Here is a 25220-nt window from a genome sequence, read left to right on the forward strand (position 1 = left end):
ACTGGGTGATCTCTTTATCCGGTCATGACCTTATCGAGGGGCCGAATCCGGTTGCCGGGCCAGCAGTTCCAGGGCCTCTTCCCAGGGGAACGCCGCGGTCTCACCCGACGGCGGGGTGTGCGGTACGCGGGTGCCGACCCGGACCCCCATGTCCCGCAGCCTGGCGAGGCTCTCGGCGTACGCGGGGTGCTGGGCGAGGAGCGCGTTCACGGCCGGGAGCACGGCGATGGGCACGCCGAGCCCGTACGCCTCGCAGAGGATGCCGAGGGCCAGGGTGTCCGCGATGCCGGCCGCCCACTTGTTGACGGTGTTGAACGTGGCGGGCGCGACAGCGATGGCGTCCGGGTCCGGGAACGGCCGGGAGTCGCCCGGGGCGCGCCAGCCGGAGCGGATCGGATGGCCGGTCCGCGCCTCGACGGCCGCCGCGTCGAGGAAACCGAGCCCCTGCGGGGTGGCGACGACGCCGACGTCCCAGCCGGCGTCCTGCGCCGCGGCGAGGAGCCGGTCCACGTCACGGGCGACGCCGGCCGCGCAGACGACGACGTACAGGAACGGCTGGTGGTCCGGTCGGTCCGGCTGATCACTCATGGGCTCCCCTGTTGATCGCTGAGGCGGTGCGGCTCAGCAGCGTACGGGGGGCGGGCGGTGATAGTGGAGGAGAGCACGATGGGCACGGCCGGGACCGATGAATCGGGGCGGCGATCCCGGTCCACCCACGGAGAACGTCGCGAACTCAGGAGGACGACATGGCTCAACTGCTGCGCGTGCAGAACTTCACGGTGTCGAGTGACGGCATCGCGGCCGGTGAGGACCAGACGCTGGAGCGGCCGTTCGGTCACGTCGACCCGGGCCGGCTCTTCTCCTGGGCGGGCGCCACGGCGAGCTGGCCGAACCGCACGGAACCAGGGGGAAGCCGGGGCCTGGACGACTACTTCACCCGGGACTTCGCGCACGGCATCGGGGCGGAGATCATGGGCCGCAACAAGTTCGGTCCGCAGCGGGGTCCGTGGGAGAACCACGAGTGGCAGGGCTGGTGGGGCGACGAACCCCCCTTCCACACACCGGTGTTCGTGATGACCCACCACACACGCCCCTCCTTCACGCTCTCCGACACCACGTTCCACTTCGTCGACGCCGACCCGGCGACGGTGCTGGAGCGGGCGCGGGAGGCGGCGGACGGCAAGGACGTCCGGCTCGGCGGCGGCGTCACCACGCTCCGCGCGTTCCTCGACGCCGGCCTGATCGACACCCTGCACGTGGCGGTCGCCCCGGTGACGCTGGGCACGGGCCTGAGCCTGTGGGACTCGCCGGACGACCTGCGCGACCGGTACCACCTGGACGTCGTCCCGAGCCCGAGCGGCATGACACACCACCTGTTCTGGCGAAAGTGATGCGGGCGGGCGGCCGGATCCGTGAAACGCCGGGCGTCGCCGCCGGGGATCGTGGAGAGTCGGTTGCGTAGTCGTCCGCGTGCGCAGAGGTACGGCGCGCACGCGGACACCGCGCGCTGCTCACCCGCAGCCACCCCGAAAAGGACCTCCGCCTTGTCGCCCTTCGAACCTCGATACGCTCCCGCCGGCGATGTGGGCGCGGCGATCATGCTGATCGACTCCCGGCTGAAGGCCGTCCACGCGGACAGCAGCGGGACCGACCCCGAACAGGAACAGCTGGTCCAGCAACTCCTCACGTCGCTCGGCCCGGAGGGCGTCGACGACGTGCTGGACGGAACCTGCACGCTCATCTACCTGTTCATGAAGTGGCTCCGGGAGGCCCACGAGGCGCACGAGAAGGACGTCGTCGAATACGTGGTGCCGACCCTCGTCACCTCCCTGAAGATGCTGCCGAGGAGCGTCCCGCCCGAGGCCGTCCCCATGATGGCCGGCCTGGCCATCGCGGCGGCCACGGGCCTGAGTCCCACCCTCTGGCGCAAGCAGTACGGCGACTGGACGAAGGCGGAACTGACCCCGCTGGAGGCGACGGCGTTCCTGCTCGCCGAACACATCAACCGCATGACGGACGACCAGGACTTCGCGACCCGCATGATCACGGAGGCGCTGACGCAGGTGGAGGAGGAGCAGGGGGAGCGGGAGGAGTAGGCGGCGGACCATCCGCCCGGCCGTGCGGGGCGACGGGCTCCGCACGCCCCCGCCCGGACATCCCCCGGGGGGCGGTGGCGGCGCCGGGCGGCCGGGAGCGGCGCTGGGGCGGGCTACCCGCGTCCCACCACCGCCCCCGCCCGGTCGATGCAGAGCACGTCCACCGCGACCGGCGCCCCCCGCAGCACCGCCAGGGCCTCGTCGCGGGCGCGGGCCGCCACCAGGTCGCCCAGGGGGACGCCGGCCGCCTCGCACAGGCGCAGCGCCTCCAGGCCCGTGTTGGCGGTGGCGATCCGGGAGGCCAGCTCCTCGTCCGCGCCGCCCCGGCGGGCCAGGCCGGCCAGGAAGGGCTTGTCCACCTGTGAGCGGGCCGAGTGGAGGTCCAGGTGGCCCGCCGCGAGTTTGGAGAGCTTGGCGAAGCCGCCGCAGACCGTGAGGCGGTCGACCGGGTGCCGGCGTACGTACTTCAGCACCGCGCCCGCGAAGTCCCCCATGTCCAGGAGCGCGATGTCCGGCAGGTCGTACTCCGCGCGCACGGTGCGCTCCGACGTCGAGCCCGTGCAGCCCGCCACATGCGTCAGGCCCGCCGCCCGCGCCACGTCCACGCCCCGGCGGATCGAGTCGATCCACGCCGAGCAGGAGTAGGGGACGACCACCCCCGTGGTGCCGAGGATCGACAGGCCGCCGAGGATGCCGAGCCGGCCGTTCCACGTGGAGCGGGCGATCTCCTCGCCGTGGTCGACCGACACCGTGATCTCCACGTCGCCCGCCGCACCGTGCTCCGCCGCCACCCGCGCCACGTGCTCCCGCATCAGGCGGCGCGGCACCGGGTTCACCGCGGGCTCCCCCACGTCCAGCGGCAGACCGGGGAGCGTCACCGTCCCCACCCCCGGGCCCGCCCGGAACACCACACCGGAGCCCGGCGGCAGCTTCCGAACGGTCGCCCGCACGAGCGCCCCGTGCGTCACGTCCGGGTCGTCGCCCGCGTCCTTCACCACCCCGGCGCTCGCCGCCTGCGCCGTCAGCTCCTCCACCGCCAGCGCGAACGCCGGCGTCTGGCCCTTCGGCAGCGTGATGGACACCGGGTCCGGGAAGTCGCCGGTCAGCAGCGCCGTGTACGCGGCCGTCGTCGCCGCCGTCGCACAGGCGCCGGTCGTCCAGCCGGGGCGCAGGCCGGTGTGCTTGAGTTGGGCGTCCCGGCCACCCCGGCCGCCGTCCCCCGCGCCCCGCGCCTCAGCGTTCATGAGATGAGTCCGTTCCGATGCCTGTGCCTGCTGCCGTGCATGTTCTGCTCCTGGGGGGTACGACCGAGGCGCGCCGGCTCGCCGAGGGCCTGGCCGGTGACCGCGGCGTCCGGGTCACCACCTCGCTCGCCGGCCGCGTCGCCGCACCCCGGCTGCCGCCCGGCGCGGTCCGCGTCGGCGGGTTCGGCGGCCCCGAGGGGCTCGCGGCCTGGATGCGGGAACACGACGTGCACGTGCTCATCGATGCCACTCACCCCTTCGCCGCCGCCATGAGCCGGAACGCGGCCGAGGCCGCCGCCCTGGCCCATGTTCCCCTCCTCGCCCTCCGCCGGCCCGGCTGGGTCGCCCGGGACGGTGACCGCTGGCACTCCGCCGGATCGCTGGCCGAGGCCGCCGGACTGCTGCCCGCCCTCGGCGAGCGGGTCTTCCTCACCACCGGGCGGATGGGGCTCGCCGCCTTCGCGGGAGCGGGCCTCGACGCGCTGTGGTTCCTCGTACGGTCCGTCGACGCGCCAGAGCCGCCCGGCCCGGCCCGGATGGAGGTGCTCCTCGACCGGGGGCCGTTCTCCCTCGACGGGGAGCGGGAGATCATCCGGCGCCACCGCATCGACGTCCTCGTCACCAAGGACAGCGGCGGGGACGCCACCGCCCCCAAGCTCACCGCCGCCCGCGAGGCCGGCATCCCGGTCGTGGTCGTCCGGCGGCCACCGGTACCGGACGGGGTGCCGGTGGCCGCTACGCCCGACGAGGCCGTGCGCTGGGTGGCACGGCTCCGCGCCTCCGGCTAGCGGTCCCGGGGGCTCTGCGTCTCCGGGTAGCGGCGCGGTGTCCAGACGATGCCCCGGCCGGCCCCGCCCCGCTCCACCCACCGCGTCTGCGACGAGCCCACGATCAGCAGCGTCCGCATGTCCACCTCCGCCGGATCGACGTCGGCCAGCCGCACCGTGCGGACGGACTCCGCCGGCCCGCCCACGTCCCGTGCCAGAACGACCGGGGTGTCCGGGGAGCGGTGTTCCAGGAGCAGGTCGCGGGCCTGGCCGACCTGCCACGTCCGGGACCGGGAGCCCGGGTTGTAGAGCGCCAGCACCAGGTCCGCCGAGGCCGCCGCGCGCAGCCGTTCCGCGATGACCTCCCACGGCTTGAGCCGGTCCGAGAGGGAGATCGTGGCGTAGTCGTGGCCGAGCGGCGCACCCGCGCGGGCGGCGGCGGCGTTGGCGGCGGTGACGCCGGGCAGCACGCGGACGGGGATGTCGGCGTAGGCGTCCTGCGAGGCGGCCTCCAGGACCGCCGTCGCCATCGCGAAGACCCCGGGGTCGCCGCCCGAGACCACCGCGACCCGGTGACCGCGCCGGGCCAGGTCCAGTGCGAACTCCGCCCGCTCCGACTCCACCTTGTTGTCCGAGCCGTGCCGCGCCTGCCCGGGGCGGACCGGCACCCGCGCCAGGTAGGTGGTGTAGCCGACGACGTCGTCCGCCGCCGCCAGCGCGCCCCGCGTCTCGGGCGTCAGCCACAGCGGGCCCGCCGGGCCGGTGCCGACCACGACCACCTCTCCGGAGGCCGAGGGGGCGGGGCGCGGCGCGTCGACCCGGCTCGGCAGGACCGCCACCGAGAAGTACGGCACCGACTCCGGGTCGATGTCCGCCAGTTCGCCCGTGCGCTCCCCGGCCATCGTGGCCCGCTCGACGTACCGCGCCTCCGGCAGCCTGCCCGACGCCTCGAACGCCCCGCGCACCGCCGGGAACGTCCGCCCCAGCTTCATCACCACCGCCGTGTCCGTGGCGGCGAGACGGGCCGTCAGCTCCTCCTCCGGCAGCGTGCCGGGCAGGATCGTCAGGATCTCCTCCCCCTCGACGAGGGGAGTGCCGAGCCGGGCGGCGGCCGCACTCACGGAGGTGACACCCGGGACGACCTCGGTCGCGTACCGGTCCGCCAGCCGCTTGTGCATGTGCATGTACGAGCCGTAGAACATCGGGTCGCCCTCGGCGAGCACCGCGACCGTGCGCCCCGCGTCCAGATGGGCCGCGAGCCGGGCCGCGGCCTTCTCGTAGAACTCCTCCAACGCGCCCCGGTAGCCGCCCGGGTGGTCCGTGGTCTCCGTCGTGACGGGGTAGACCAGGGCCTCCTCGATGTGGTCGGGCCGCAGGTGCGCGGCGGCGATGGACCGCGCGATCGAGCGGCCGTGCCGGGCGCTGTGGTAGGCGATGACGTCCGCCTCGCCGATGGCCTGGACGGCCCGCAGGGTCATCAGGTTCGGGTCGCCGGGGCCGAGCCCGACACCGTAGAGCCTGCCGCCGCCGTTCGCGGTGTTCTCGCTCACTACTCTTCCTCGCTCGCGATGGCGTTGAGCGCCGCCGCCGCTATCGCGCTGCCGCCGCGCCGCCCGCGGATGATCAGGTGCTCCAGGCCCGACGGGTGCTCGGCCAGGGCCTCCTTGGACTCCATGGCGCCGACGAAGCCGACCGGGACCCCGATGACGGCGGCGGGGCGCGGGGCGCCCTCCTCGATCATCTCCAGCAGTCGGAACAGCGCCGTCGGGGCGTTGCCGACCGCGACCACCGCGCCCTCCATCCGGTCCCGCCACAGCTCCAGGGCCGCCGCGCTGCGCGTCGTCCCCATCCGCGCCGCCAGTCCGGGCACGGACGGGTCGGACAGCGTGCACACCACGTCGTTGTCCGCGGGCAGCCGCTTGCGGGTGACCCCGCTGGCGACCATCGCCACGTCGCAGAGGATCGGTGCGCCGGCGCGCAGAGCGGCACGGGCGTCGGCCACGGCGTTCGGCGAGAAGGCGAGGTCCGATACGAGGTCGACCATGCCGCAGGCGTGGATCATCCGGACGGCGACCTGGCTGACGTCGGCGGGCAGCCCGGCGAGATCCGCCTCCGCGCGGATGGTGGCGAAGGACTGGCGGTAGATCGCCGGTCCGTCCTTCTCGTACTGGTGCACAGTGCTGTCGCTTTCTTCAGCTGATGGTCAGAAGCTGGTGGATCAGGTGGATCAGAGGGATCGGGCGCGGGCCGCGGCCACCGCCGCCGCCAGCGCGGCCGGGTCGTCCCGGACCGTCTGCCGGGGGTCCCGCCGCTCTCCGCGTACGTGCGAGATCCGGTGCCCTTCGGGGGTGACCACCACGTCGATCCACTCCCCGTGGGGGTGGCCGCAGCGGCGTTCGCACCCGGACCAGTACACAGGGAGCCGCCCGGGCGGTCCGACAGCGGCCCCCGCTTCGGCCCGGACGTCGGACAGCGACTTGGCGCAGCCCGGGCGGCCGATGCACGCGCCGACCCCGGTCCAGGGGGAGTCGGGGGCGGTGACCAGTCCGGTCGCCGCCAGGTCGCCGAGCACCTCCGCAGCGTCCTGCGGGCGCCCGAACGGCCCCGGCACGACGACCCCGCGCCACGGGGTGAGCCGCAGCTCGTCGCCGTGCCGGCGGGCCGTTCCGGTGAGCAGCCGCCACTGTGCGGGGGTGAGCCGCCCCAGGGGGACGTCGACGCTGATCGTGTTCGCGGAGCCGTGCGGGCCCGGCGCGGGCGGCGTCGCCGTACGGGGGCGGGGGAGGGAGAGGGCGCGACCGGCCGCTTGCCCGACGGTCCGGACCAGCTCGGCCCGTACGTCGCCGCGTACTGCGGTCCGGGCGTCGTCGGGCAGGTCCTTCACGCGCCACGCGCCGGTGTCCCGGGCGGCCCGCAGGAACGTCTCGGCGGCCAGGAGCGCGGCGCGCGGGCCTTCCCCGGCCGGCAGCCGGAACACCTCGTCCTCGGCCCCGATCCGCAGGAGGCAGCCGTCGCCCGCCGCGATCAGGGTCACGTCCGCACCCAGCGCGTCCACGTCACCGCGGCCGTCGTCCAGGGCGAACAGGAAGCGGCCGGAGAGCGAGGCGGCGGCGGCCGATCCGCAGACCAGGCCGTCCAGTTCGGACGACCAGCCGTTGACCGGGGGCCGGCCGTCCAGCCCGGCGAGCGGCGAGGCCACGATGTTGCGGGCCCGCTCGTGTGCGGCGGACGGCAGCAGCCCGGCCGCGGTGAGCAGCTCGGCGAGAGCGCCGCCGCACGCCGCGTCGAGGCCGCGCAACTGGACGTTGCCCCGCGAGGTGAGATGCAGTTCACCGTCCCCGAACCGGTCGGCCGCCGCGAGCAGAGCGTCCGCCCGGTCCGCGTTCAGCACGCCGCCGGGCACCCGGATCCGGGCCAGCGCACCGTCGTCGGCCCGGTGCAGCCGCAGCGCCCCCGGGCAGGCGTCGCCGCTGTAGCGGAGGGCTGGGCCGCCCGCGGAAAGGGGCGAGGGGGCGGAATCGGGCATGGCGGCGAGCATACCGACCGGGCCGCTCCCGGCGAGGGGCCCGCCGCTGTGACCTGCGGGACAGCAGGACGGTGGGATGGCGGACAGGGCGGTGGTGCCACGAAGGTGCCGCCACCACCCCGTCCCCCGGGCGGCGACCGCCACCCCCGCCCACGGGAGTGCCCGCCCCCGCCCACGGACGTGGCGACCGCGCCCACGGACGTCCCCGACCGCGCCGGACAGTGATCACCACCGCACCCCCGCCCCCTGCCCCGCCCCCACCTCCGCCGCTTAGGATGCAGGCGGTGGTCCGTTCAGGCCGCCATCGCCAGACGGCGACAGGGGAGGAAGCCCGGTGAGATTCCGGCGCGGTCCCGCCACTGTGAGTCCGGCCGCCGCCACCACCGGCTGCCGGGCGAGTCAGGAACTCCCTTCTCCGAGGGCCCGGTAGCCGCCGGGCCGACGGAGAGACCCTCCGACACCGCCCGGGGCGTGGACACCCCGAGGAAGGCCTGACGCAGCATGATCCTGCTCCTGTCGACGTCCGACACCGACCTCCTGAGCGCCCGCGCTTCCGGGGGACCCGTCAGCTACCGGTACGCCAACCCCTCCCGCGTCGACCTCGACGGACTGCCGGGGCTGCTGGACGGGGTGGATCTCGTCGTCGTCCGGCTGCTCGGCGGCGTACGGGCCTGGCAGGAGGGGCTCGACGCGGTGCTGGCCACCGGCCGCCCGGTCGTCGTGCTGACCGGTGAGCAGGCCCCCGACGCCCAGCTGATGGCCGCCTCCACCGTGCCGATCGGCATCGCGGCCGAGGCGCACGCCTACCTCGCGCACGGCGGCCCCGCCAACCTGGAGCAGCTGGCCCGGTTCCTCTCCGACACCGTGCTGCTGACCGGCCACGGCTTCGAGCCGCCCGCCCCGGCCCCCGCGTGGGGCCCGCTGGAACGGGAGGCCCGCGCGGTGCCCGAGGGCGCGCCGACCGTCGCCGTCCTCTACTACCGAGCCCACCACATGAGCGGGAACACCGCGTTCGTGGACGCGCTGTGCACGGCCGTCGAGGACGCCGGAGGCCGCCCGCTGCCGCTGTACGTCGCGTCTCTCCGTACGCCGGAGACGGACCTCATCGACCAGCTCCGCGCCGCGGACGCCATCGTCACCACCGTCCTCGCGGCGGGTGGCACCAAGCCGGCCGAGGCATCGGCCGGCGGCGACGACGAGTCGTGGGACGCGGGCGCGCTGACCCAGCTCGACGTGCCGATCCTCCAGGCGCTCTGCCTCACCAGCCCGCGCACCGCCTGGGAGGAGAACGACGAGGGCGTCTCCCCGCTGGACGCGGCCACCCAGATCGCGGTCCCGGAATTCGACGGCCGGCTGATCACCGTCCCCTTCTCCTTCAAGGAGATCGACGAGGACGGGCTCCCGGCGTACGTCCCCGACGCCGAGCGCGCGGCCCGGGTCGCCGGCATCGCCGTACGCCACGCGAAGCTCCGCAACATCCCCAACGCCCAGAAGCGCATCGCGCTGGTCCTCTCCGCCTACCCGACGAAGCATTCCCGCATCGGCAACGCCGTCGGCCTCGACACCCCCGCCAGCGCCGTGGCCCTGCTGCGCCGACTGCGCGCCGAGGGCTACGACTTCGGCCCCGAGGAGGACATCCCGGGCCTGGTCTCCGGCGAGGGAGACGAGCTGATCTACGCGCTGATCGACGCGGGCGGCCACGACCAGGAGTGGCTCACCGAGGAGCAGTTGGCGAAGAACCCGGTCCGGATCCCGGCCGCCGACTACCGCCGCTGGTTCGCCGAACTCCCGCAGGAGCTGCGGGAGTCGGTGGAGGAGCACTGGGGCCCGGCCCCCGGTGAGATGTTCGTGGACCGCTCGGCCAACCCGGAGGGCGACATCGTCCTCGCGGCCCTGCGGCGCGGGAACCTGCTCATCCTCATCCAGCCGCCGCGCGGCTTCGGCGAGAACCCGATCGCGATCTACCACGACCCCGATCTCCCGCCGTCCCACCACTACCTGGCCGCGTACCGCTGGATCGCCGCCTCCGCCGAGGACAACGGGTTCGGCGCGGACGCGATGATCCACCTGGGCAAGCACGGCAACCTGGAGTGGCTGCCCGGCAAGAACGCGGGCCTCTCCGCCGCCTGCGGCCCCGACGCGGCCCTGGGCGACCTCCCGCTCGTCTACCCGTTCCTGGTGAACGACCCGGGCGAGGGGACGCAGGCCAAGCGCCGCGTCCACGCCACGCTCATCGACCACCTGGTGCCCCCGATGGCCCGCGCCGACAGCTACGGCGACATCGCGCGCCTGGAGCAGCTCCTCGACGAGCACGCGCAGATCGCCGCGATGGACCCGGCGAAGCTGCCCGCGATCCGCGCCCAGATCTGGACGCTGATCCAGGCCGCGAAGCTCGACCACGACCTCGGGGTGGAGGACCGCCCGGAGGACGAGGGCTTCGACGACTTCATCATGCATCTGGACGGCTGGCTCTGCGAGATCAAGGACGTCCAGATCCGCGACGGCCTGCACGTCCTGGGCAACCCCCCGGCCGGGAACGACCGGGTCAACCTGGTCCTCGCCGTGCTCCGCGCCCGCCAGATCTGGGGCGGTACGGCCTCCCTCCCCGGCCTCCGCGAGGCCCTGGGCCTCGACGAGTCGGCGGCCACCCGCACGGACGCGGACGCGATCGAGGAGCAGGCGCGCGCCCTGGTCCAGGCGATGGACGACGCGGACTGGGACCCGGCGGCGGTGGCGACCGTGGCGGCGGGCCTCCCCGACGCCGTGGCGGACATCCTCACCTTCGCGGCCACCGAGGTCGTCCCGCGCATGGCGGCGACGACCGACGAACTCAGCCACGCCGTCCACGCGTTGAACGGCGGGTTCGTCCCGGCGGGCCCGTCCGGCTCCCCGCTCCGCGGCCTGGTCAACGTCCTCCCCACCGGCCGCAACTTCTACTCGGTCGACCCGAAGGCGGTCCCCTCCAAGCTGGCGTGGGAGACGGGCCAGGCCCTGGCCGACTCCCTCCTGACCCGCTACCGCACCGACAACGGCGACTGGCCCACCTCGGTCGGCCTCTCCCTGTGGGGCACCAGCGCGATGCGCACGGCGGGCGACGACATCGCGGAGGCGTTCGCGCTGCTCGGCATCCGCCCCGTCTGGGACGACGCCTCGCGCCGGGTGACCGGCCTGGAGCCCATCCCGTACGAGGAGCTGGGCCGCCCCCGCATCGACGTCACGCTCCGCATCTCGGGCTTCTTCCGTGACGCGTTCCCGCACACGGTGGGCCTCCTCGACGACGCCGTACGCCTGGCCGCCTCGCTGGACGAACCGGCCGAGCGCAACTACGTACGGGCGCACACGCAGGCCGATCTCGCCGAGCACGGCGACGAACGGCGGGCCACCACCCGCATCTTCGGCTCCCGCCCCGGCACGTACGGCGCGGGCCTCCTCCAGCTCATCGACTCCCGGGACTGGCGCACCGACGCCGACCTCGCCGAGGTCTACACGGTCTGGGGCGGTTACGCCTACGGCCGCGAGCTCGACGGCCGCCCGGCCCGCGCCGAGATGGAGAGCGCCTACCAGCGCATCGAGGTCGCCGCGAAGAACACCGACACCCGCGAGCACGACATCGCGGACTCCGACGACTACTTCCAGTACCACGGCGGCATGGTGGCGACCGTGCGCGCGCTCAAGGGCACGGCCCCGGAGGCGTACATCGGGGACTCCACCCGCCCCGAGACCGTCCGCACGCGCACCCTGGTCGAGGAGACGTCGCGCGTCTTCCGCGCCCGGGTCGTCAACCCGAAGTGGATCGAGGCGATGCGCCGCCACGGCTACAAGGGCGCGTTCGAGCTGGCCGCCACCGTCGACTACCTCTTCGGCTACGACGCCACGACCGGCGTCGTCGCCGACTGGATGTACGACAAGCTCACCCAGACCTACGTCCTGGACCCGGAGAACCAGCAGTTCCTCCGGGAGGCCAACCCCTGGGCCCTGCACGGCATCGCGGAACGCCTGCTGGAGGCCGAGTCCCGCGGTATGTGGGCCAAGCCGGACCCGGCGGTCCTGGAAGCGCTGCGCCAGGTGTACCTGGAGACGGAGGGCAACCTGGAGGGCGAGGACTGACGGGCCCCGCCGTACCAGGACCGGTCGTACCAGGACCGGCCGCCGGACTGCCGTCGTCGCCCCACCGGCCGCCCGGCGGTGGTCAGTTGAGGGCGATCATCAGCAGGATGCCGAGGATCCCGATGCCGACCACCCCGGCGAACGTGGGCACGAACCAGGTCTTGTAGAGCAGCTCGGAGAGACCGGACGGCGGCCGGGCGTGCCCGCCGCCCTGCGCCGGCTGCGCCGACGCCGGGGCAGCGGGGGCCGCCGGGGCCGATGCGGCCGACGCCGCCGTGTACGAGGGCGGCAGCCGCACCGGGGGCTTCGTCGGAGCGGGTGCGGCGGCGGGCTGCGCGGGTCCGGTGGCGTGCGAGGGCCCGGGAGCTGGTTCGGGCGCCATTGTGGGTGCGGGTGCGGGTGCGGGTGCGGGTGCGGGTGCGGGCTCCGGGGCCGGGTGGGCGAGGAGATCCGTCACGATCTGCTGCCACAGTTCCGGGGGCAGGTCCGGCGCCCGGCCGCCCGGGGGTGTGACCAGGACGCGGCGCAGCCACTCCATGTCACTGCCGCGGCCGTCCTTGAGGAAGATGTTGAACAGCGGCCGGAGATCGGGGGCCTGGTGGGGGTCCCGTACGAGCGGGGCGACGGCCCAGGCGAAGAGGTCGGCCGCACGCTCCCGCATCTCGGCGGTGGACGGACCATCCGGTTCGGTCCGGGCGGATCTGAAGTACAGGTTGTGCCGCAGCACTTCGGAGCACAGCGCGTGCCTGGTCCCGGAGTCCCGGGACCGCAGCCGGCCGGGGTGGCCCAGCTCGGCCAGGACGAGATCGCGGGAGCCCCACGGCAGCCGCTCGGAGCTCAGGAGGGTGAGCAGCTGGGCGTCCCGGAGGTCCTGGAGCCGGTCGGCCAGCCGGGCGGACCGGGCGGTGTCGGCGCCGTCGTGGGCCGCCAGTTCGTCGCGCAGGACCCGGACTTCCTGTTGCTGGCGTTCCTGCTGGTGACGTTCCTGGTAGGGAGATTCCTGCCGGCGGTGTTCGTGGTGGTCCTGGCGGGGGAGGTCCTGGTGGTGGCTTTCCCGGTAGGGGCGTTCCTGGCGGTGGCCGGGGCCGCGGTCGTCATCCCGGGGGTCCGTCCGGTTCTCGCGCGCGTACCGCGCCTCGTACGCCGGCGCCGGTGCGGGTGCCGGTCCGTGCAGGGTGTTCAGCATCCGGCGCAGCGCATCGCGCCGGTCCTGTCCGGACATGCGGGCCCCGGCGCGGAGTTCGCCGGTCAGATGGGGCACGCCCGCAGCCGCGTCCGGGCGGGCGAGCACGTACTCGACCATCTCCTTCGCCGCGGCCATCTCGATGTCCCTCTCGGCGGGCAGCCGCAGCCGGACCCGGGCCGGCGCCCCGGCCCCCGCCGCCTGGGACGTCCACCGCGGCACACAGGTGAGGCGCAACGCGTGGGTGTCCACCGTGTCGTACGTCGCGTAGCTCCACTCCGTGCCGAACCAGTCGCCGAACAACGAGATCAGCCCGAAATAGAGCAGGGGAGCGGTGTTGCTGTCCGGCCAGCCGGGCAGTTCGGGCTCCTCGGCGAGCAGCGAGAGCCGCCGCGAGGGGGAGCGCAGCCACGCGGCGGTGACCACCGTCAACGGCTTCTTCACCATGGGGAGGTCGTGGGCGATCCTGCGCAGCCGTTCGGCCGCCGCTGCCCGCAGCTCGGCCCCGTCCAGCGGCGGCAGGGGGCCCGAAGCGGTCGTGACGACGTCGGGGTCGCTCCAGGCTTTGCCGCCGAGGCCCAGGCAGTTCAGTGGCGTCAGGGTGTCCGCGTCGCCGAACACCGCGTGGCAGGCCGTGCTGGGCCGGCCGCCCCGGTCCCGGGTGGGCCACCGCTGGAGGAGCACGGTCCCCCCGGTGCGGGACGGGACGCGGACGCTGCTCCGACGGGGGTCCGGGCCGGTGTTCGGTACCCAGAGCAGTGAACCCAGATCGCGCAGGAGCGCATCCGCGCGCTCGGCGGAGCAGGAGTGCGCCACCGCCGCCATCCCCGAACTGGAGCGGCCCTGGTTCCCGTCCCAGCGGAAGACCACCTGGTCGAGCCGACCGGAACGTTCGGGGGGCTCGCACCGGCCGGCCCGGTCCTCGCGGTCGCCCGCCGCGCGCCGATCGAGGGCGTCGTCGTTCACTGCGCTTCCCTTCCCACGCCGAATGATGCGGCGCTCCCGGGCGCCTCGATGATCCCGTGCATCGCCAGCAGCGACACCAGGGGTTCCAGCACCCGGCGCGGACCCGTGCCCGCCGGGTAGCGGCCCTGGCTCTCCCGGCCACCGGTGGCCGAGGCGATGTGCAGGGTGCAGCGGCGGAACGCGTCGAAGGGGCGCAGCCAGGCCGCTCCGGCGTGCTGCCGCAGCAGTGCGTAGACGTCCCCGCTCTCCTCCAGGAACTGGTCCGGACCGACCGCGGCGGGCGGCTCCTCGCCGAGCCAGCGGTCGACCGGCGGCTGGAACCGGAGCAGGTCGGACTTGCCGAGCACCATCGCCGCCGGGGTCTCCAGATAGGGGCCCGTGCGCGGCAGCCGGTCGAGCACGGTGCCGAACGCCGCGTCGCCGTCCCGGTCCACCTCGGTGCCCCAGCGTTCGCGCACCTCGTCGAGCTGGGGCAGCGGCAGGGCGAGCGCCGGGTCGACGACGAAGACCAGGGCGTCGATGCCGAGCAGGAAGCGCAACGCCCCGTCGGTGCGCACCAGGTCCTCGCCGCCGAGGTCGAAGAAGGCGACCGGGCGTACCCGCCCGCGCGCGTCCGTGAGCAGCAGCGATTCGACGAACCGGGCGAACCCGTCCCGGCCGAGCCCGCTCGTGTGGTCGAGGACCTTGCCGCTGCGCAGCGGCTGCACCTGTTCGCGGACGAAGCGGCTGTGCTGTTCGGGGTTGACGGACTGCCAGCCCACCCCGTACCGCTCCAGGCCGCCGTCGGTGATCTCGGCGATCATCTGGGTCAGCAGATGGCTCTTGCCGGTGCTGGACTGCCCGATCATGGCGACCGTCAGCGGTCGGCCGTGGGTGAGGTAGGGCACCGGGATGTGGTGCTCGGGGAAGTCCGGATCGGCCGTGCACTGCTGGACCGCGCCCCGCATGATGTCATCGCGCCGCACCGGGTTGCCGATCCGGGAGAGGTCCAGCGACCGGTACAGCATCTGGTCGTCCGTCACATACAGCCTGCCCGGATCGAACTGGATGCCCTCCAGGCAGTACGGGCAGAGCACCTCGCCGGGCGCACGGCCGTCGGACGCCCCGCCCGCCGTGTCCTCGGCGGGGGCCGGCGCCCGCCGTTTGGCCTCCAGCGCGCGGGCGAACGCCTCCTGGTGCGGGCTTGTTCCGTCGCCCGGAGCCGCGGACCGCAGCCGTCGCGCCTCCTCGGGCGCCAGCAGCTCCAGCAGCGACCCGGGGGTGGGCCGGCCGGCGGCCGCGGGGGCGAACGCGCGGGGCAGCGTCCCGGCGAGCACCCGGTGCCGGTCGAGGTCGGCCGGGGCCCGGTCGGCGGGGCCCGGGTGGCCGGTCACCAGCTGGTAGAGCACCTGGGCGGCGCTCCACACCGCGTCCCGGGAGTCGACGAGGCCCTCGCCCCGGCGCTGTTCGGGCGAGGCGAACGGAGCCCGGCCCCACGGCGTCCGGGGCCGCCCGGCGCGGGCGACTCCCTCAAGCCCCCAGAACTGGACCGACGTACCGTCCCAGAGCACGGTCGCGGGGGAGATCCCGCGCGGCACGAGGCCCCGGGCGTCCAGCAGGCACAGGGCCAGTGTCAGGTCCCGGGCGAACACCCGCTGGTCGGACGCGGACATCACATGGGTGCGCCCGGCGGCGGTGCCCCGCGGGGCGGCGTACAGCAGGAACGGCTCGGTGGTGTCGAGTTCGTAGCCGATGACGGTCGGGAACAGCGGGGCGTACGGGGTGTTCTCCAGAGTCCGGCCGAGGTGCAGCGCGGTGCCCGCCTCGGTGTCCAGCAGGGCCCTGGCCGCCGGATGGGCGGCGTCGGCCGCCGACAGGAACACCTGGACGCACTGCTGCCCCTGGTCGTCGAGCAGCGCGTTGCGGATCTGCTGCGGCAGCGCCGGATCGCGCCGGGAGGCCCGGCCGAAGCGGGCCGGGGTGGTGCGCCGCCGCCCGGCGGGGTCGGTGAAGGCGAGGTGGGGGCGCGGCGCCCCCGGTGACACGGGCCGGCCCAGCGGCGTGGGGCTCACCACCGGTCGTCCTCCCGGAACTCGGCGCGGACGGTGGTCCCGGCGCGGCCGGCGTCGCCGTCGGCCCGGGGGGTGCCGGTGTTCTGCCGGGGCAGGACCGTGTCGACCACGCCCATCCGCAGCGGGGTGAGCCGGATCAGCCCGGCGTACCGCCCGGTGGAGGTCCACAGGGCGTCCTCCACCGGCGGTGTACCGCTCTTGCGCCAGGCGGCCTCGACCTCGCCCTGGAGGGTCGCCGGGGCGAACCGGATCCACAGGGCGGCCTCCGGGTCACGGCTGAGGAGCGCCCCCTGTTCCGGCGACGACAACTGCACGACGGCCCCCCGGTCCGCCTCCCGCCCCACCAGCTCGGCGACCCGCAGCGAGTCGGTGCCCAGCAGCCCGGCGGCCGTGGTGCGGGCCCGGTGGTCGGCCGGGTACGGCGGCGGGGCCAGCACCCCGTAGCGCCACAGGTGGTGGCGGGCGGCCGACAACAGCTCACGGACGCGTTGCTCGGTCCGCGAGACGGCGAGTGCACCGGCCTGACCGCGTTCGACGGCGCCCCAGTAGGGGTCCATCGCGGCCATCGCGGTGTTGCGGAGATCCCCGGCGAGGGTGGCGACCAGGTCCGGGCCGCCCTCGCCGACCTCCCGGTCGAGCCAGCGCGGCGCCCGGTCGCTCCCGCCGTCGGCCCACGGGGCGTCGTCCGGACCGGCGGGGTACGCGGCCGGTGCGGGCGCGCCGTACGAGCCGGGGCCCTCGCCGTCCCCGTGGCGATCGCCGTCCCCGTACGGATCGTCGTATCCGTCGCCGGTACGGTCGCCGGCCCGTTCGCCGTTCTGGAGGGGGCTGTTGTCCCAGGCGTAGGCGGCGGCCCAGTCGCCGTCGTCCGCGCCCCCGTCGGCGGCGCCGGAGTCCAGGGTCTCCAGCGCGGAGGGTGCGGAGAGCCAGTCGTCGTCCGCGTACGGATCGGCGCCGCCCGTCGCGGCCGGGGCGACGGTCTCCGGGGCGGCCTGGGCGTCGGCCGCCTGCGCGGTCGCCCGCAGCATCCCGGCCACCGAGCGTGCGGCGTCGGCGCAGTAGAGCCGCTCCTCGGCCGCCCAGTGCTCGCGGACCAGCTCCGCCAGCAGGGCGTCGAGCCCGTCCAGCGCGGTCCGCAGCGCGGTCGTGCCGCGCCCGGCGGCCCAGGCGTCCGCCGCGTCCCGCCAGAGCCGGCGGACCGCCTCGGCGGTGAGTCCGAGACCGACGAGCAGACCGGTCCCGCCGAGCCAGAGCGGCGGGTCGGCGGCGTACGCGACCGCCGCCCCGGCCACCGCACCGGCGACGGCGGCGACCCAGGGCCCCGCCGGCCACCGGGCGGTGCGCCGGCCGGAACGCAGCCGGCCCGCGCCGAGCACCGCGACGACCACGAACACCACCGGGACCACCAGGGCCGCCAGGACGGCGGGCCACTGCCACAGGCCGCCGAGCAGCCCCGCAGCCCCCGCCATCAGCAGCACGGCGCCCGGGGTACGGGGCGGTGCGGCGTACTCGGTGGCGGAACCGCGGTTCACCGACTCCTCGGAGTGGTCGGCGAGCCGGTGCAGCAGCGCGGTGCCCGGCACCGGCTCGACCCGGCCGGCCAGGGCGGTGAAGTGCTGCGCCACCGAACGCAGGGCGAGCCCGTCGCCGAGGAGCGTGCCCGCCAGTTCGCGCAGCCCCTCGCCGACGCGCTCCCCCGCGCTGTCGGCCGACGGCACCCGCAGTCCGAGCGCGCCGAGCCGGGCGGTGGCCTCCGCGGTGGGCGCCGCCGCACCGCCGCCGCCCTGGAGAGCCTGCTCCACCAGGGTGCGGAACGCGTCCAGGTCCTCGCGGGCCTGGCGCAGATCACTCTCCAGGGCCTCGCGCCGGGCCGGGTGCAGCAGGCCCGGGAAGGCCCGCAGCGCGAGGAGATCCTCGTCCGCGCGGTCCAGGGACTCCGCGCACGCCCGGTGCGCGAGGTTCACCCGGCCGTCCGGCCGCCGGTGCCCCTGGCCCCGGGCGTCCCGCCCCGCCACGAGTGCGCGCAGCGGTTCGGGCAGCCGGGCGTCCGGGGTGATGTCGACCGGGTCGCCGGACCCGGTCTCCTCCCCCGCGAAGCGGGTCAGCGCGTCCCGCCAGGCCCGGTCCCTGACCTCCGCCGGCAGGTCCTGTTCCAGCAGCCGGACCCCGGGGGCGGCGACGGAGTCCGGCAGCTTCCGCAGGCCCTCCAGGACCCGGACGAAGACGTCCGGGACCGACAGGAGGTCCACCAGGACGGCCAGCGAGGCAGGGTCGTCCGGCTCCGGCCGGTCCAGGGCGGTCCGGGCGGAACGCAGATCACCGGCCCACACCAGCCCGGTCGAGGAGGCCCGCAGGGTGGTGGGCCGCACCAGCCGGCGGTCGGGGAGATACGCCTCATCTCCGCCGGCGTACGACCCGGGGGAGCTGCCGACCAGCAGCACCAGGATCCTGGTCTCGCCCACCGCCCGGTAGCCGGAGAGCAGTTCGTACTGGAGCTGGTGGTCGGTCAGCCCGGCCGGGGTGTCGGTGACCAGGAACAGCGGGTAGTCGGGTTCCGGCAGTCCGGCCCGGCCCAGCTGTTCGGCCACCCGGTCGCGCACGGCCTGCGCGGTGGCCAGGGCCGCGGCCCCGGAGCGCAGGTCCAGCCGGACCACGGCGGTGCTGTCGTCGAGCGGTGTCACAGCGCGCCCCCGTTCCGGCTGGAGCGCCCGGCGGCGTCCTCGTCCGCGTCCCACCCGCCGCCGTCCCAGCCGTCCGCCGCCGGCCGACGGACCGGCGGCCGGTCGTGTCCCCCGATCCCGTCCGGTCCGTCGCCGAACCGGTCGCCCCGGCGCTCTTCGTCCCGGCGGTCCTCGCCCCGGTGCCCTTCGTCCGGGCGTTCCTCGTCCCGATGCCCTTCGCCCCACGCCCGGTTGTCGCCGAACCGGTCGTCCCGGCGGCCTTCGCCCCACGCCCGGTCGTCGCCGAACCGGTCGTCGCTGAAGCGGTCGTCGCGGACCGGCCGGGGGCCGGTCGGGCGGTCGTCCGTGAAGAGCTCGTCGCGGGAGGGCCGGGGTTCGCTGAAGCCCTCGTCCGAGAAGCGGTCGCGGGAGGGCCGGGGGTCGGTGAACTCCTCGTCCGTGAACCGGTCGTCGCGGACCGGCCGGGGGCCGGTGGGCCGGGGTTCGCTGAAGCCCTCGTCCGAGAAGCGGTCGCGGGAGGGCCGGGGGTCGGTGAACTCCTCGTCCGTGAACCGGTCGTCGACCCGCCGCGCCGCGTCCCGCGCCCGCTCGTCCCGCGAGGCGCCGACCCCGTAGCGCTCCTCCCCGGAGCCGTAGCGCTCCCGTCCGTTGCGAGGCTCCCCGTACCGCTCCTCCGGCGCGTACCGCGTGTCCGACGCGTACCGCTCCTCGGCCCCGTACCGCTCCTCGGTCCCGTACCGCTCCTCGGTCCCGTACCGCTCCTCGGTCCCGTACCGCTCCTCGGTCCCGTACCGCTTCTCCGACGCGTGCCGCTCCTCCGTCCCGTAGGCCCCGTACGTGTCGTTCGGGACGGCGGCGTGCGCCGAGCGAGGCGCGGGCAGGCCGCTCTCGCGGGGCCGCTCCCCGGCGGGCGGGTGTGCGTCGGTGCTCGGGGCTGCCGTGCCCCAGTCCTCGTCGTCCACCGGGGTGCGTCGGCGTTCCGGGGCGGGGCGGGAGAGACGGGGGCCCGGGGTGCCGCCGCGTGCGTGGTCCAGCAGAGTGCGCAGCGTGGGCTGGATCGCGTGCTGGTCGCCGAACTCCGTGTCCAGGGCGGCGGGCAGGGTCTCCGCCCAGAACTCCCACAGCGGCCGGATCCAGCCGTCCACGCGTTCTCCGCCGTGCTCCCGGCGCTCCTCCAGGAGGCGCAGCTGGCGCGGGGCGATGTGTTCGACCAGTTCGACGAAGAGCGGGTGCGGTTCGGTGCCCGCGCGGGCGAGGCCGAGGGGCTGGGCGCCCATCAGTCTGCGGCAGTAGTCCTCGACGGTCCGTTCGTCGTCCAGGACGGTCCAGCGTTCGTAGGAGCGCAGCAGTTCCGACCAGCTGGAGATGCCGCCGGGGAAGTCGCCGAGCCGCAGGCGTACGCCGGGGACGCTCGCGCCCGTCTCCGGGAACAGCCGCAGCCGCACCCGGGCGGGCGAGGAGGAGTCGCCCTCCAGCACGTCCACCTGGCCGTTCCACAGGCAGCACAGCAGGCGGTGCAGGATCGTGCGCCGGTCCTCCTCGCTGCTGACCATCCAGTCGTCCTCGAAGCCGAGGCGCTGCCGCCAGCGCAGGACGTCGTGGGCCTGTTCGTCGTCCTTGGCCCTGGCCCACTGGCGCAGCACCTTGCGGGCCTCGGGCACCTGGGTGAGGCTCATCTCGCTGCGGAACAGGACCACGGTGATCGAGTCGCTCTCCACGCCCCGGTACTCGACGGCGTTCTTCGCGTCGGACGGCAGGCGCAGCGCCTTGGCGAGGTACTCCTGCACCTCCTCCGCCGCATGGACCCGCGGATGCGTGACCAGGACCCGCAGCGGTCCGGTGCCCTCCGGGGTGAAGCCGACCGGCAGCAGCCCGGTGAGCTTGCGGCTGAACAGGTCGAGCGCTTCCTTGCTGACCTGGTCGGTGGCGTCGGCGTCACCGGCGGCGGCCGCCAGCAGCGTGCTCATCGAGGGCAGCAGGGGCCGCTCCTCCACCTGTGCCCCGCTCTCCGCGAAGAGCCGGGTGATCCGCCCCTCCAGCCGGGCCTTGACCGTTTGGACCGCCCCGTCGGGGCTGCGGTGGCTGCGCGCGTGGACGTCCCGCCAGGTGTCCCCGTCGACGAGCCGCAGCAGCAGCGACGCCTCGTCGTCGCCCTCGCGCAGGCCCTCGCGGCGGACGAGGCGGGTCACGACGTCCTCGTAGAAGTGGTTGAGGCTGCGCTGGGGCGGCAGGAGGTACGAGATGCCGGTGCGCTCCGCGTACAGCTCCATGCCCTTCTGCTCGGCGGACTTGCGCTCCTGGTCGGCCTGCTTGCGGAAGGCGTTGACGAGCCGCCCGAGGTCGGTGCCCGCCGTCTCCGCCTGGGACTGCCAGCGCTGCTGCTGCTCGCGCCAGGCCTCGTGCCAGACGGCCCGGCTGCGCCAGCGGTACCAGCTGTCCTGCGCCTGGAGGGCGGCCCGTACGTCGTCGTCGCCCCAGCGGGCCGGGGACATCCCCGCGATCCGGCCCTTGATCCGGGGGGTCTTGGGCGGCTGGTCGCTGACGCCCGGCGGCCGCTTCGGGGAGCGGGCGCGGGCGGAGAGCATGCCGAGGAACCCGAGCCGGGTGATCTCGTCCTCGCTGTCGGGCACGCCCCGGACGAGGCGTTCGGCGAGGAACGGATCGATGCTCTGGAGCAGCTTCTCGATCGCCGGGCGCGGGCTGAAGCGGCCCGCCATCGCGGCGGCCTGGCGGTCGGCGATGCCCTGGAGTTCGGACAGCAGCCGCTGCATGTCCCCGATCCTGTGGTTGAGCGCCTCCTCGATCGCCTTGCCGCCGCGCGGCAGCGGCTGCGGGTCCTCCACGGGCAACTGCTTGCGCTCCCACAGCTCTTCGAGATGGGAGTCGGCGAACAGCCGGCGGATCAACGGCACCGCGTCGTCCTTCGCCGGGTTGCGCGGGCGTTCCACCAGTTCCGTCACCGCGACCCGCAGGAGCCGCCCGGCCACCAGATCGGCCAGCTGGTCCATGGGCGCGGTCATCGAGGCGACCAGGCTGGTGGAGACGCCCTGGCGGCCGATGCCCGTGGGGGACAGGGCGCTGCGGTGCACACCCCGGTTGATGAAGCTGGCGGCGAAGGTCTGGAAGTCGTCGTCGCCGGCCATCGACCGGCCCTGCGAGCGGCTGTCGCCCAGTTCGGTGCCGATCAGCGACATCACCAGCGAGACGATGGAGCGGCGCAGGTCCTCCTGCCGGATGCCCGCGGTCGGGCTGAAGAGGAACGCGGTCGGCAGGATCCCGGTGCGCAGCCGGACCGGGGTGGTGCCCGGGTAGCGGATGCCGAGGCCGGTCTCCTGATCGAGGTCGCCGATCTCCGCCCCGGCGGTGGGCGCGTTCTGGCCGTCCACGAGGCGGAACAGGTCGACGAGCGAACGTGCGGCGTTGAGTTCGGCCTCGCGGCCGCCACCGGTGGAGGCGGGGAACGAGGACGGCATGACGACCAGCGGGTAGATCTTCACGCCGTTGAAGCGGCGCATCTTGAACGCCTGGTTGATCAGGTGGAGGTAGTCCAGGAAGATCCCGGCCCCGGTGCCGCCCGCGACCGAGAACGCCACGAAGACGTCGCAGCCGGTGACCCGGCCGCCGCCCAGTTCGCTCAGCTCGCCCGCCGACTTGGCGATGGCGTCGATCGCCTGGAGGAGGGGTTCGAGGACCGGCTGGAGGGAGTGCCGCAGTGTGGCGAAGAGCGCGGCGCGGCCGACCGTGGGGAGCTGGCCCGCGCCGTTGTGCAGCGGGGTGACCCGCGGTTCGCCGTCGCGCGGGGGCAGCCAGCCCGCGACCTCGTCGCGCAGACTGGCCCGCAGCATCTGGGTCACCTCGGGCGAACTGTCGAAGTTCGGCAGGAGGTTGTGGGTGGCCCGCGAGGTGCGGGAGTACGCCGCGCGCAGCGAGGAGTCCACGTTGAACTGGGGCAGTCGCTGGAGGTCGGACTCGCTGAAGTCCGCGTACACGAACTGCAGGCAGTCGGGCAGTTGGTAGGGGGCGAGGCCGCCGATGTGCTGGAGGGCGGTGCCGTCGGGGCCGCACAGGTCCACGCGCAGCCGGCGTTCCAGCTCGGCGCCGACGAGGCCGCCGGTCCCGCCCAGGCCGACGAAGAGCATCGGCTGGAAGATCTTCATGGGGTTCCTCCCGTTGCCGGCCGGGGTGGGGCCGGTACGTCGATGGGCGTCACAGGTAGTCGTCGTGTCCGCCGGTGCTCACCGGATCGGGCCGGCCGGGGGTGGTGGGGCGTACGGAGTCCTCGCCGAGGGCGAGACTCAGCCGGTCGGTGAGTTCCACCCGGCCGTTCGCGGTGAGCCGGGCCGGGCGGCCGCCGCTCCGCCTGCGCAGTACCGCACCGCCCTCGGGGCTGCGCTGCACGGCGTACTGGCCGTGGGCGCGGCGCTCGATCCGCGGGTTGCTGTGCGCCTCCGCGATGTCGAACGCGTACCACTGCTTCTGGCCGTGCCCGGCCTTGTGGACGCCGAGTACGTCGCCGTCCTCGGAGATCAGATGGAGCATCAGCCCGTACGGGTCGCGGCGGCCGCGCCGCTGCCGGAGCCAGGCCAGCGCGAGCAGGACGCCGACGACGATCAGCGCGACGGCGCCGACCAGCACCCACCAGTAGCGGTCCAGCAGGCTGGGTTCGGCGGTGACCTGGACGGAGAGCGGGGTGCGCACCAGGGTGCGGTCGCCGTCGGTGGCGTCCTGGACGGTGACGGTGCCGCCGATGCCGAGCGGCCCGTCGTCGAGCCGCCCGTCGAAGGACTTCGCCTCGCCGATCCGCACCCGGATCTCGTGGGTGCTGGACGCGCCGGGCTTCACCACGATCTCGGCGGGGCTCACACCGAGGAGTCCGGCCCGGACGTCCGCGAGGGAGAGCCGCAGCGTGTGCGGGGCGTCGGTGCTGTTCGTGACGGAGAGGCGCGCGGTGACGGTGTCCCCGGGGTGGCCCTCGCCCCGGACCGGGGAGAGCGCCGTGGTGACGGGCAGGGTGCCGGGGGCGACCTGGCCGCCCTCGCTGCGGGTGTCGGCGCTGAGCCCGGATGCGGTGAGGGTGCCGCTGACCTTCAGGGCGCCGTCGGCGCTCTCGGGGATGGTGACCGTACCGCTGAAGGAGCCGTCGCTCTTCCTGGGGTCGGGGCCCTTGCCGTCGTCGGCGAGGCGCAGGGGCAGCGGTGCGAAGCCGTCGCCGGTGAGTTCGCTGCTCACCTTCAGACCGGCGTAGTCGGCGGGGTCCTTGATCTCGTAGCCCTCGCGGGTCTGGAGCCGCATGGTGACGGTCGCCTTCTGCCCGGCCTGCGGGGAGGGCGGGTCCATCGTGATGGAGCCGCGCAGCTCGCCCTGCCACAGGACGCTGACGCCGACGGGCAGCGAGCGGTGGCCCTCGGGGGCCTTCACGTCGACCTTCCAGCGGCCGGGCACCGGGTCGATGATCTTCAGCGCCTCCACGGTGTTGCCGCCGCCCGCGAGTTCGAAGGTGGAGTCCCGGAACGTTCCCGTGGTGGGCACCTTGTTGCCGAGGGGGTCGGTGTAGGTGACGGTCACCTCGGGGGTGCCCTTGTCGACGACGATCGAGCCGACCGTCGCCAGCGGCGAGATGGTCACGGGCAGGGTGGCGGGCGGGCGCTTGCTCGGCCCCGGCTGGTAGCGCAGGCAGTGCGCGGCGGCGAAGATCCGCTCCAGCACCGGCCCGACGTCCTTGGCCCCGGAGACCTTACGGGCGCTGGGGCGGGCGGACGGCAGGTCGACGCAGCCCTTCTGGTAGCCGCCCGCGGCGATCCTGTCGAGCTGCTCCTTGTCCGGCGCGGGACCGAAGCCGAGCGGCCAGATCTGCACGTTCTCGGCGGCGGCGTTCTTCAGCTCCAGCTCCAGCTGCCGCTTGCCCTCCGCCGCGCGGTGCGCCGGATCCCCGTACTGGGGGCTGCCGGTGACGTCCATCTCCCCGTCCGTGAGCAGGAACAGCACCCGGGGGACCGACGGGTCGGTGCCCGAGCTCAGCTCGTGCACGCCCTGGCGGATCGCGCTCGGGAAGTCCGTGCCGGTGCCCTCGCTCTTCTTGCGGCCGCGCAGCTTCTCCACGCAGCCCCCGATGGACTCCCGCCCGGCCGCGTCCAGTCGCGTACGGGGGCAGGCGGGGTCCACCGCACGCTGGTCGGCGGACTCGGCGGCGGCGAAGCCGAACACGGTGATGTACGAGGCCGCCGAGACGTCGCCCAGCGCGATCCGGGCGGCGGCCGCCTTCTCCGCCTTGATGTCCTCGGGCGCGAGGCTCGCCGACTGGTCGACGGCCACCGCGTAGTTGACGGAGGCGAAGGCGGGCGCGGCGGCTGCCGCCGGTTCCGGATCGGGGGCGGCGGGTGCCGTCAAGGAGATGAACACGGCCGCGGCGGCCAGGGCGGACAGCGCCGCCCGTCCGGCCCGGCCGGTGCCGGCCGGGCCTCTTCTTCGGTCAGTTCGCACGACCGTCCCCTTTTGCTGTCGATGCGTGTCTGCGTGTCTGCGTGTCTGCGTGTGCGTGTCGCGTGTCTGGTGTGTCGTGTGTCTGCGTGGTGCCGTGAGGGTGAAGCATGGAGTGTGCG

14 protein-coding genes and 1 riboswitch are annotated in these 25220 nt (G+C 74.7%); of the genes, 4 read left to right on the top strand and 10 right to left on the bottom strand.

From position 1 onward, the window contains the following. Positions 1-30 precede the first annotated feature (30 nt). On the bottom strand, positions 31-588 hold the full coding sequence (locus KME66_RS17440; RefSeq protein ID WP_216323558.1) for a flavoprotein: 558 nt from the start codon (positions 586-588) through the stop codon (positions 31-33). A gap of 158 nt (positions 589-746) precedes the next feature. Here KME66_RS17440 and KME66_RS17445 point away from each other — a divergent pair, with 158 nt between their 5' ends. Further along, positions 747-1391, top strand: coding sequence for a dihydrofolate reductase family protein (locus KME66_RS17445; protein ID WP_073222712.1), 645 nt, complete (start codon positions 747-749; stop codon positions 1389-1391). A gap of 207 nt (positions 1392-1598) precedes the next feature. Then, complete coding sequence (locus KME66_RS17450) at positions 1599-2096, top strand: hypothetical protein (RefSeq protein ID WP_216329422.1); 498 nt, start codon at positions 1599-1601, stop codon at positions 2094-2096. 113 nt (positions 2097-2209) lie between these two features. On the opposite strand, the gene KME66_RS17455 is transcribed toward KME66_RS17450, so the two are convergent. Next, positions 2210-3340, bottom strand: coding sequence for a cobalt-precorrin-5B (C(1))-methyltransferase (locus KME66_RS17455; RefSeq protein ID WP_073222710.1), 1131 nt, complete (start codon positions 3338-3340; stop codon positions 2210-2212). A 17-nt stretch (positions 3341-3357) separates the two neighbouring features. Here KME66_RS17455 and KME66_RS17460 point away from each other — a divergent pair, with 17 nt between their 5' ends. Beyond that, positions 3358-4128, top strand: coding sequence for a cobalt-precorrin-6A reductase (locus KME66_RS17460; RefSeq protein WP_216323561.1), 771 nt, complete (start codon positions 3358-3360; stop codon positions 4126-4128). On the opposite strand, the gene KME66_RS17465 is transcribed toward KME66_RS17460, so the two are convergent. Genes KME66_RS17465 through KME66_RS17475 form a run of 3 tightly spaced genes read right to left on the bottom strand, consistent with a single transcriptional unit; the run spans position 4125 to position 7645 of the window. Continuing rightward, positions 4125-5657 carry a precorrin-2 C(20)-methyltransferase gene (locus tag KME66_RS17465; protein ID WP_216323564.1) on the bottom strand — a complete coding sequence of 511 codons (1533 nt, stop codon included), beginning with the start codon at positions 5655-5657 and terminating at the stop codon, positions 4125-4127. The genes KME66_RS17460 and KME66_RS17465 overlap by 4 nt on opposite strands. Next, the gene (locus KME66_RS17470; RefSeq protein ID WP_073222703.1) at positions 5657-6283 is read right to left on the bottom strand and encodes a precorrin-8X methylmutase; all 627 of its coding nucleotides are present in this window, start codon (positions 6281-6283) and stop codon (positions 5657-5659) included. Before KME66_RS17470 ends, KME66_RS17465 begins: the two co-directional genes overlap by 1 nt. Before the next feature lie 51 nt (positions 6284-6334). Continuing rightward, positions 6335-7645: a cobalamin biosynthesis protein CobG gene (locus tag KME66_RS17475; protein WP_216323567.1), complete on the bottom strand. Its 1311-nt coding sequence runs from the start codon at positions 7643-7645 to the stop codon at positions 6335-6337. A gap of 311 nt (positions 7646-7956) precedes the next feature. Further along, a riboswitch (cobalamin riboswitch) is annotated at positions 7957-8042 on the top strand. Positions 8043-8134: 92 nt separating this feature from the next. On the opposite strand from KME66_RS17475, the gene cobN reads away from it, so the two are divergent. Next, positions 8135-11740: a cobaltochelatase subunit CobN gene (gene cobN, locus KME66_RS17480; protein WP_073222698.1), complete on the top strand. Its 3606-nt coding sequence runs from the start codon at positions 8135-8137 to the stop codon at positions 11738-11740. A gap of 82 nt (positions 11741-11822) precedes the next feature. Here the strand turns inward: cobN and KME66_RS17485 are convergent, their stop codons facing one another. From KME66_RS17485 to KME66_RS17505, 5 genes are read right to left on the bottom strand one after another with little or no spacing between them, the layout of a single operon-like run. After that, positions 11823-13889, bottom strand: coding sequence for a hypothetical protein (locus KME66_RS17485; RefSeq protein WP_301184498.1), 2067 nt, complete (start codon positions 13887-13889; stop codon positions 11823-11825). After that, positions 13886-15940: a hypothetical protein gene (locus KME66_RS17490; protein WP_253208373.1), complete on the bottom strand. Its 2055-nt coding sequence runs from the start codon at positions 15938-15940 to the stop codon at positions 13886-13888. The genes KME66_RS17485 and KME66_RS17490 overlap by 4 nt, the downstream gene beginning before the upstream one ends. After that, on the bottom strand, positions 15937-18621 hold the full coding sequence (locus tag KME66_RS17495; protein WP_216323573.1) for a hypothetical protein: 2685 nt from the start codon (positions 18619-18621) through the stop codon (positions 15937-15939). Before KME66_RS17495 ends, KME66_RS17490 begins: the two co-directional genes overlap by 4 nt. Continuing rightward, positions 18618-22778, bottom strand: a complete 4161-nt coding sequence (locus KME66_RS17500; RefSeq protein WP_216323575.1) for a tubulin-like doman-containing protein — start codon at positions 22776-22778, stop codon at positions 18618-18620. The genes KME66_RS17495 and KME66_RS17500 overlap by 4 nt, the downstream gene beginning before the upstream one ends. Positions 22779-22827: 49 nt before the next feature. Continuing rightward, entirely contained in the window at positions 22828-25101 is a 2274-nt protein-coding gene (locus KME66_RS17505; RefSeq protein ID WP_216323579.1) for a vWA domain-containing protein, read from the bottom strand. Between the last annotated feature and the right edge of the window lie 119 nt (positions 25102-25220).

Source organism: Streptomyces sp. YPW6, assembly GCF_018866325.1.
In the GTDB taxonomy this organism is placed as follows: Bacteria; Actinomycetota; Actinomycetes; order Streptomycetales; family Streptomycetaceae; genus Streptomyces.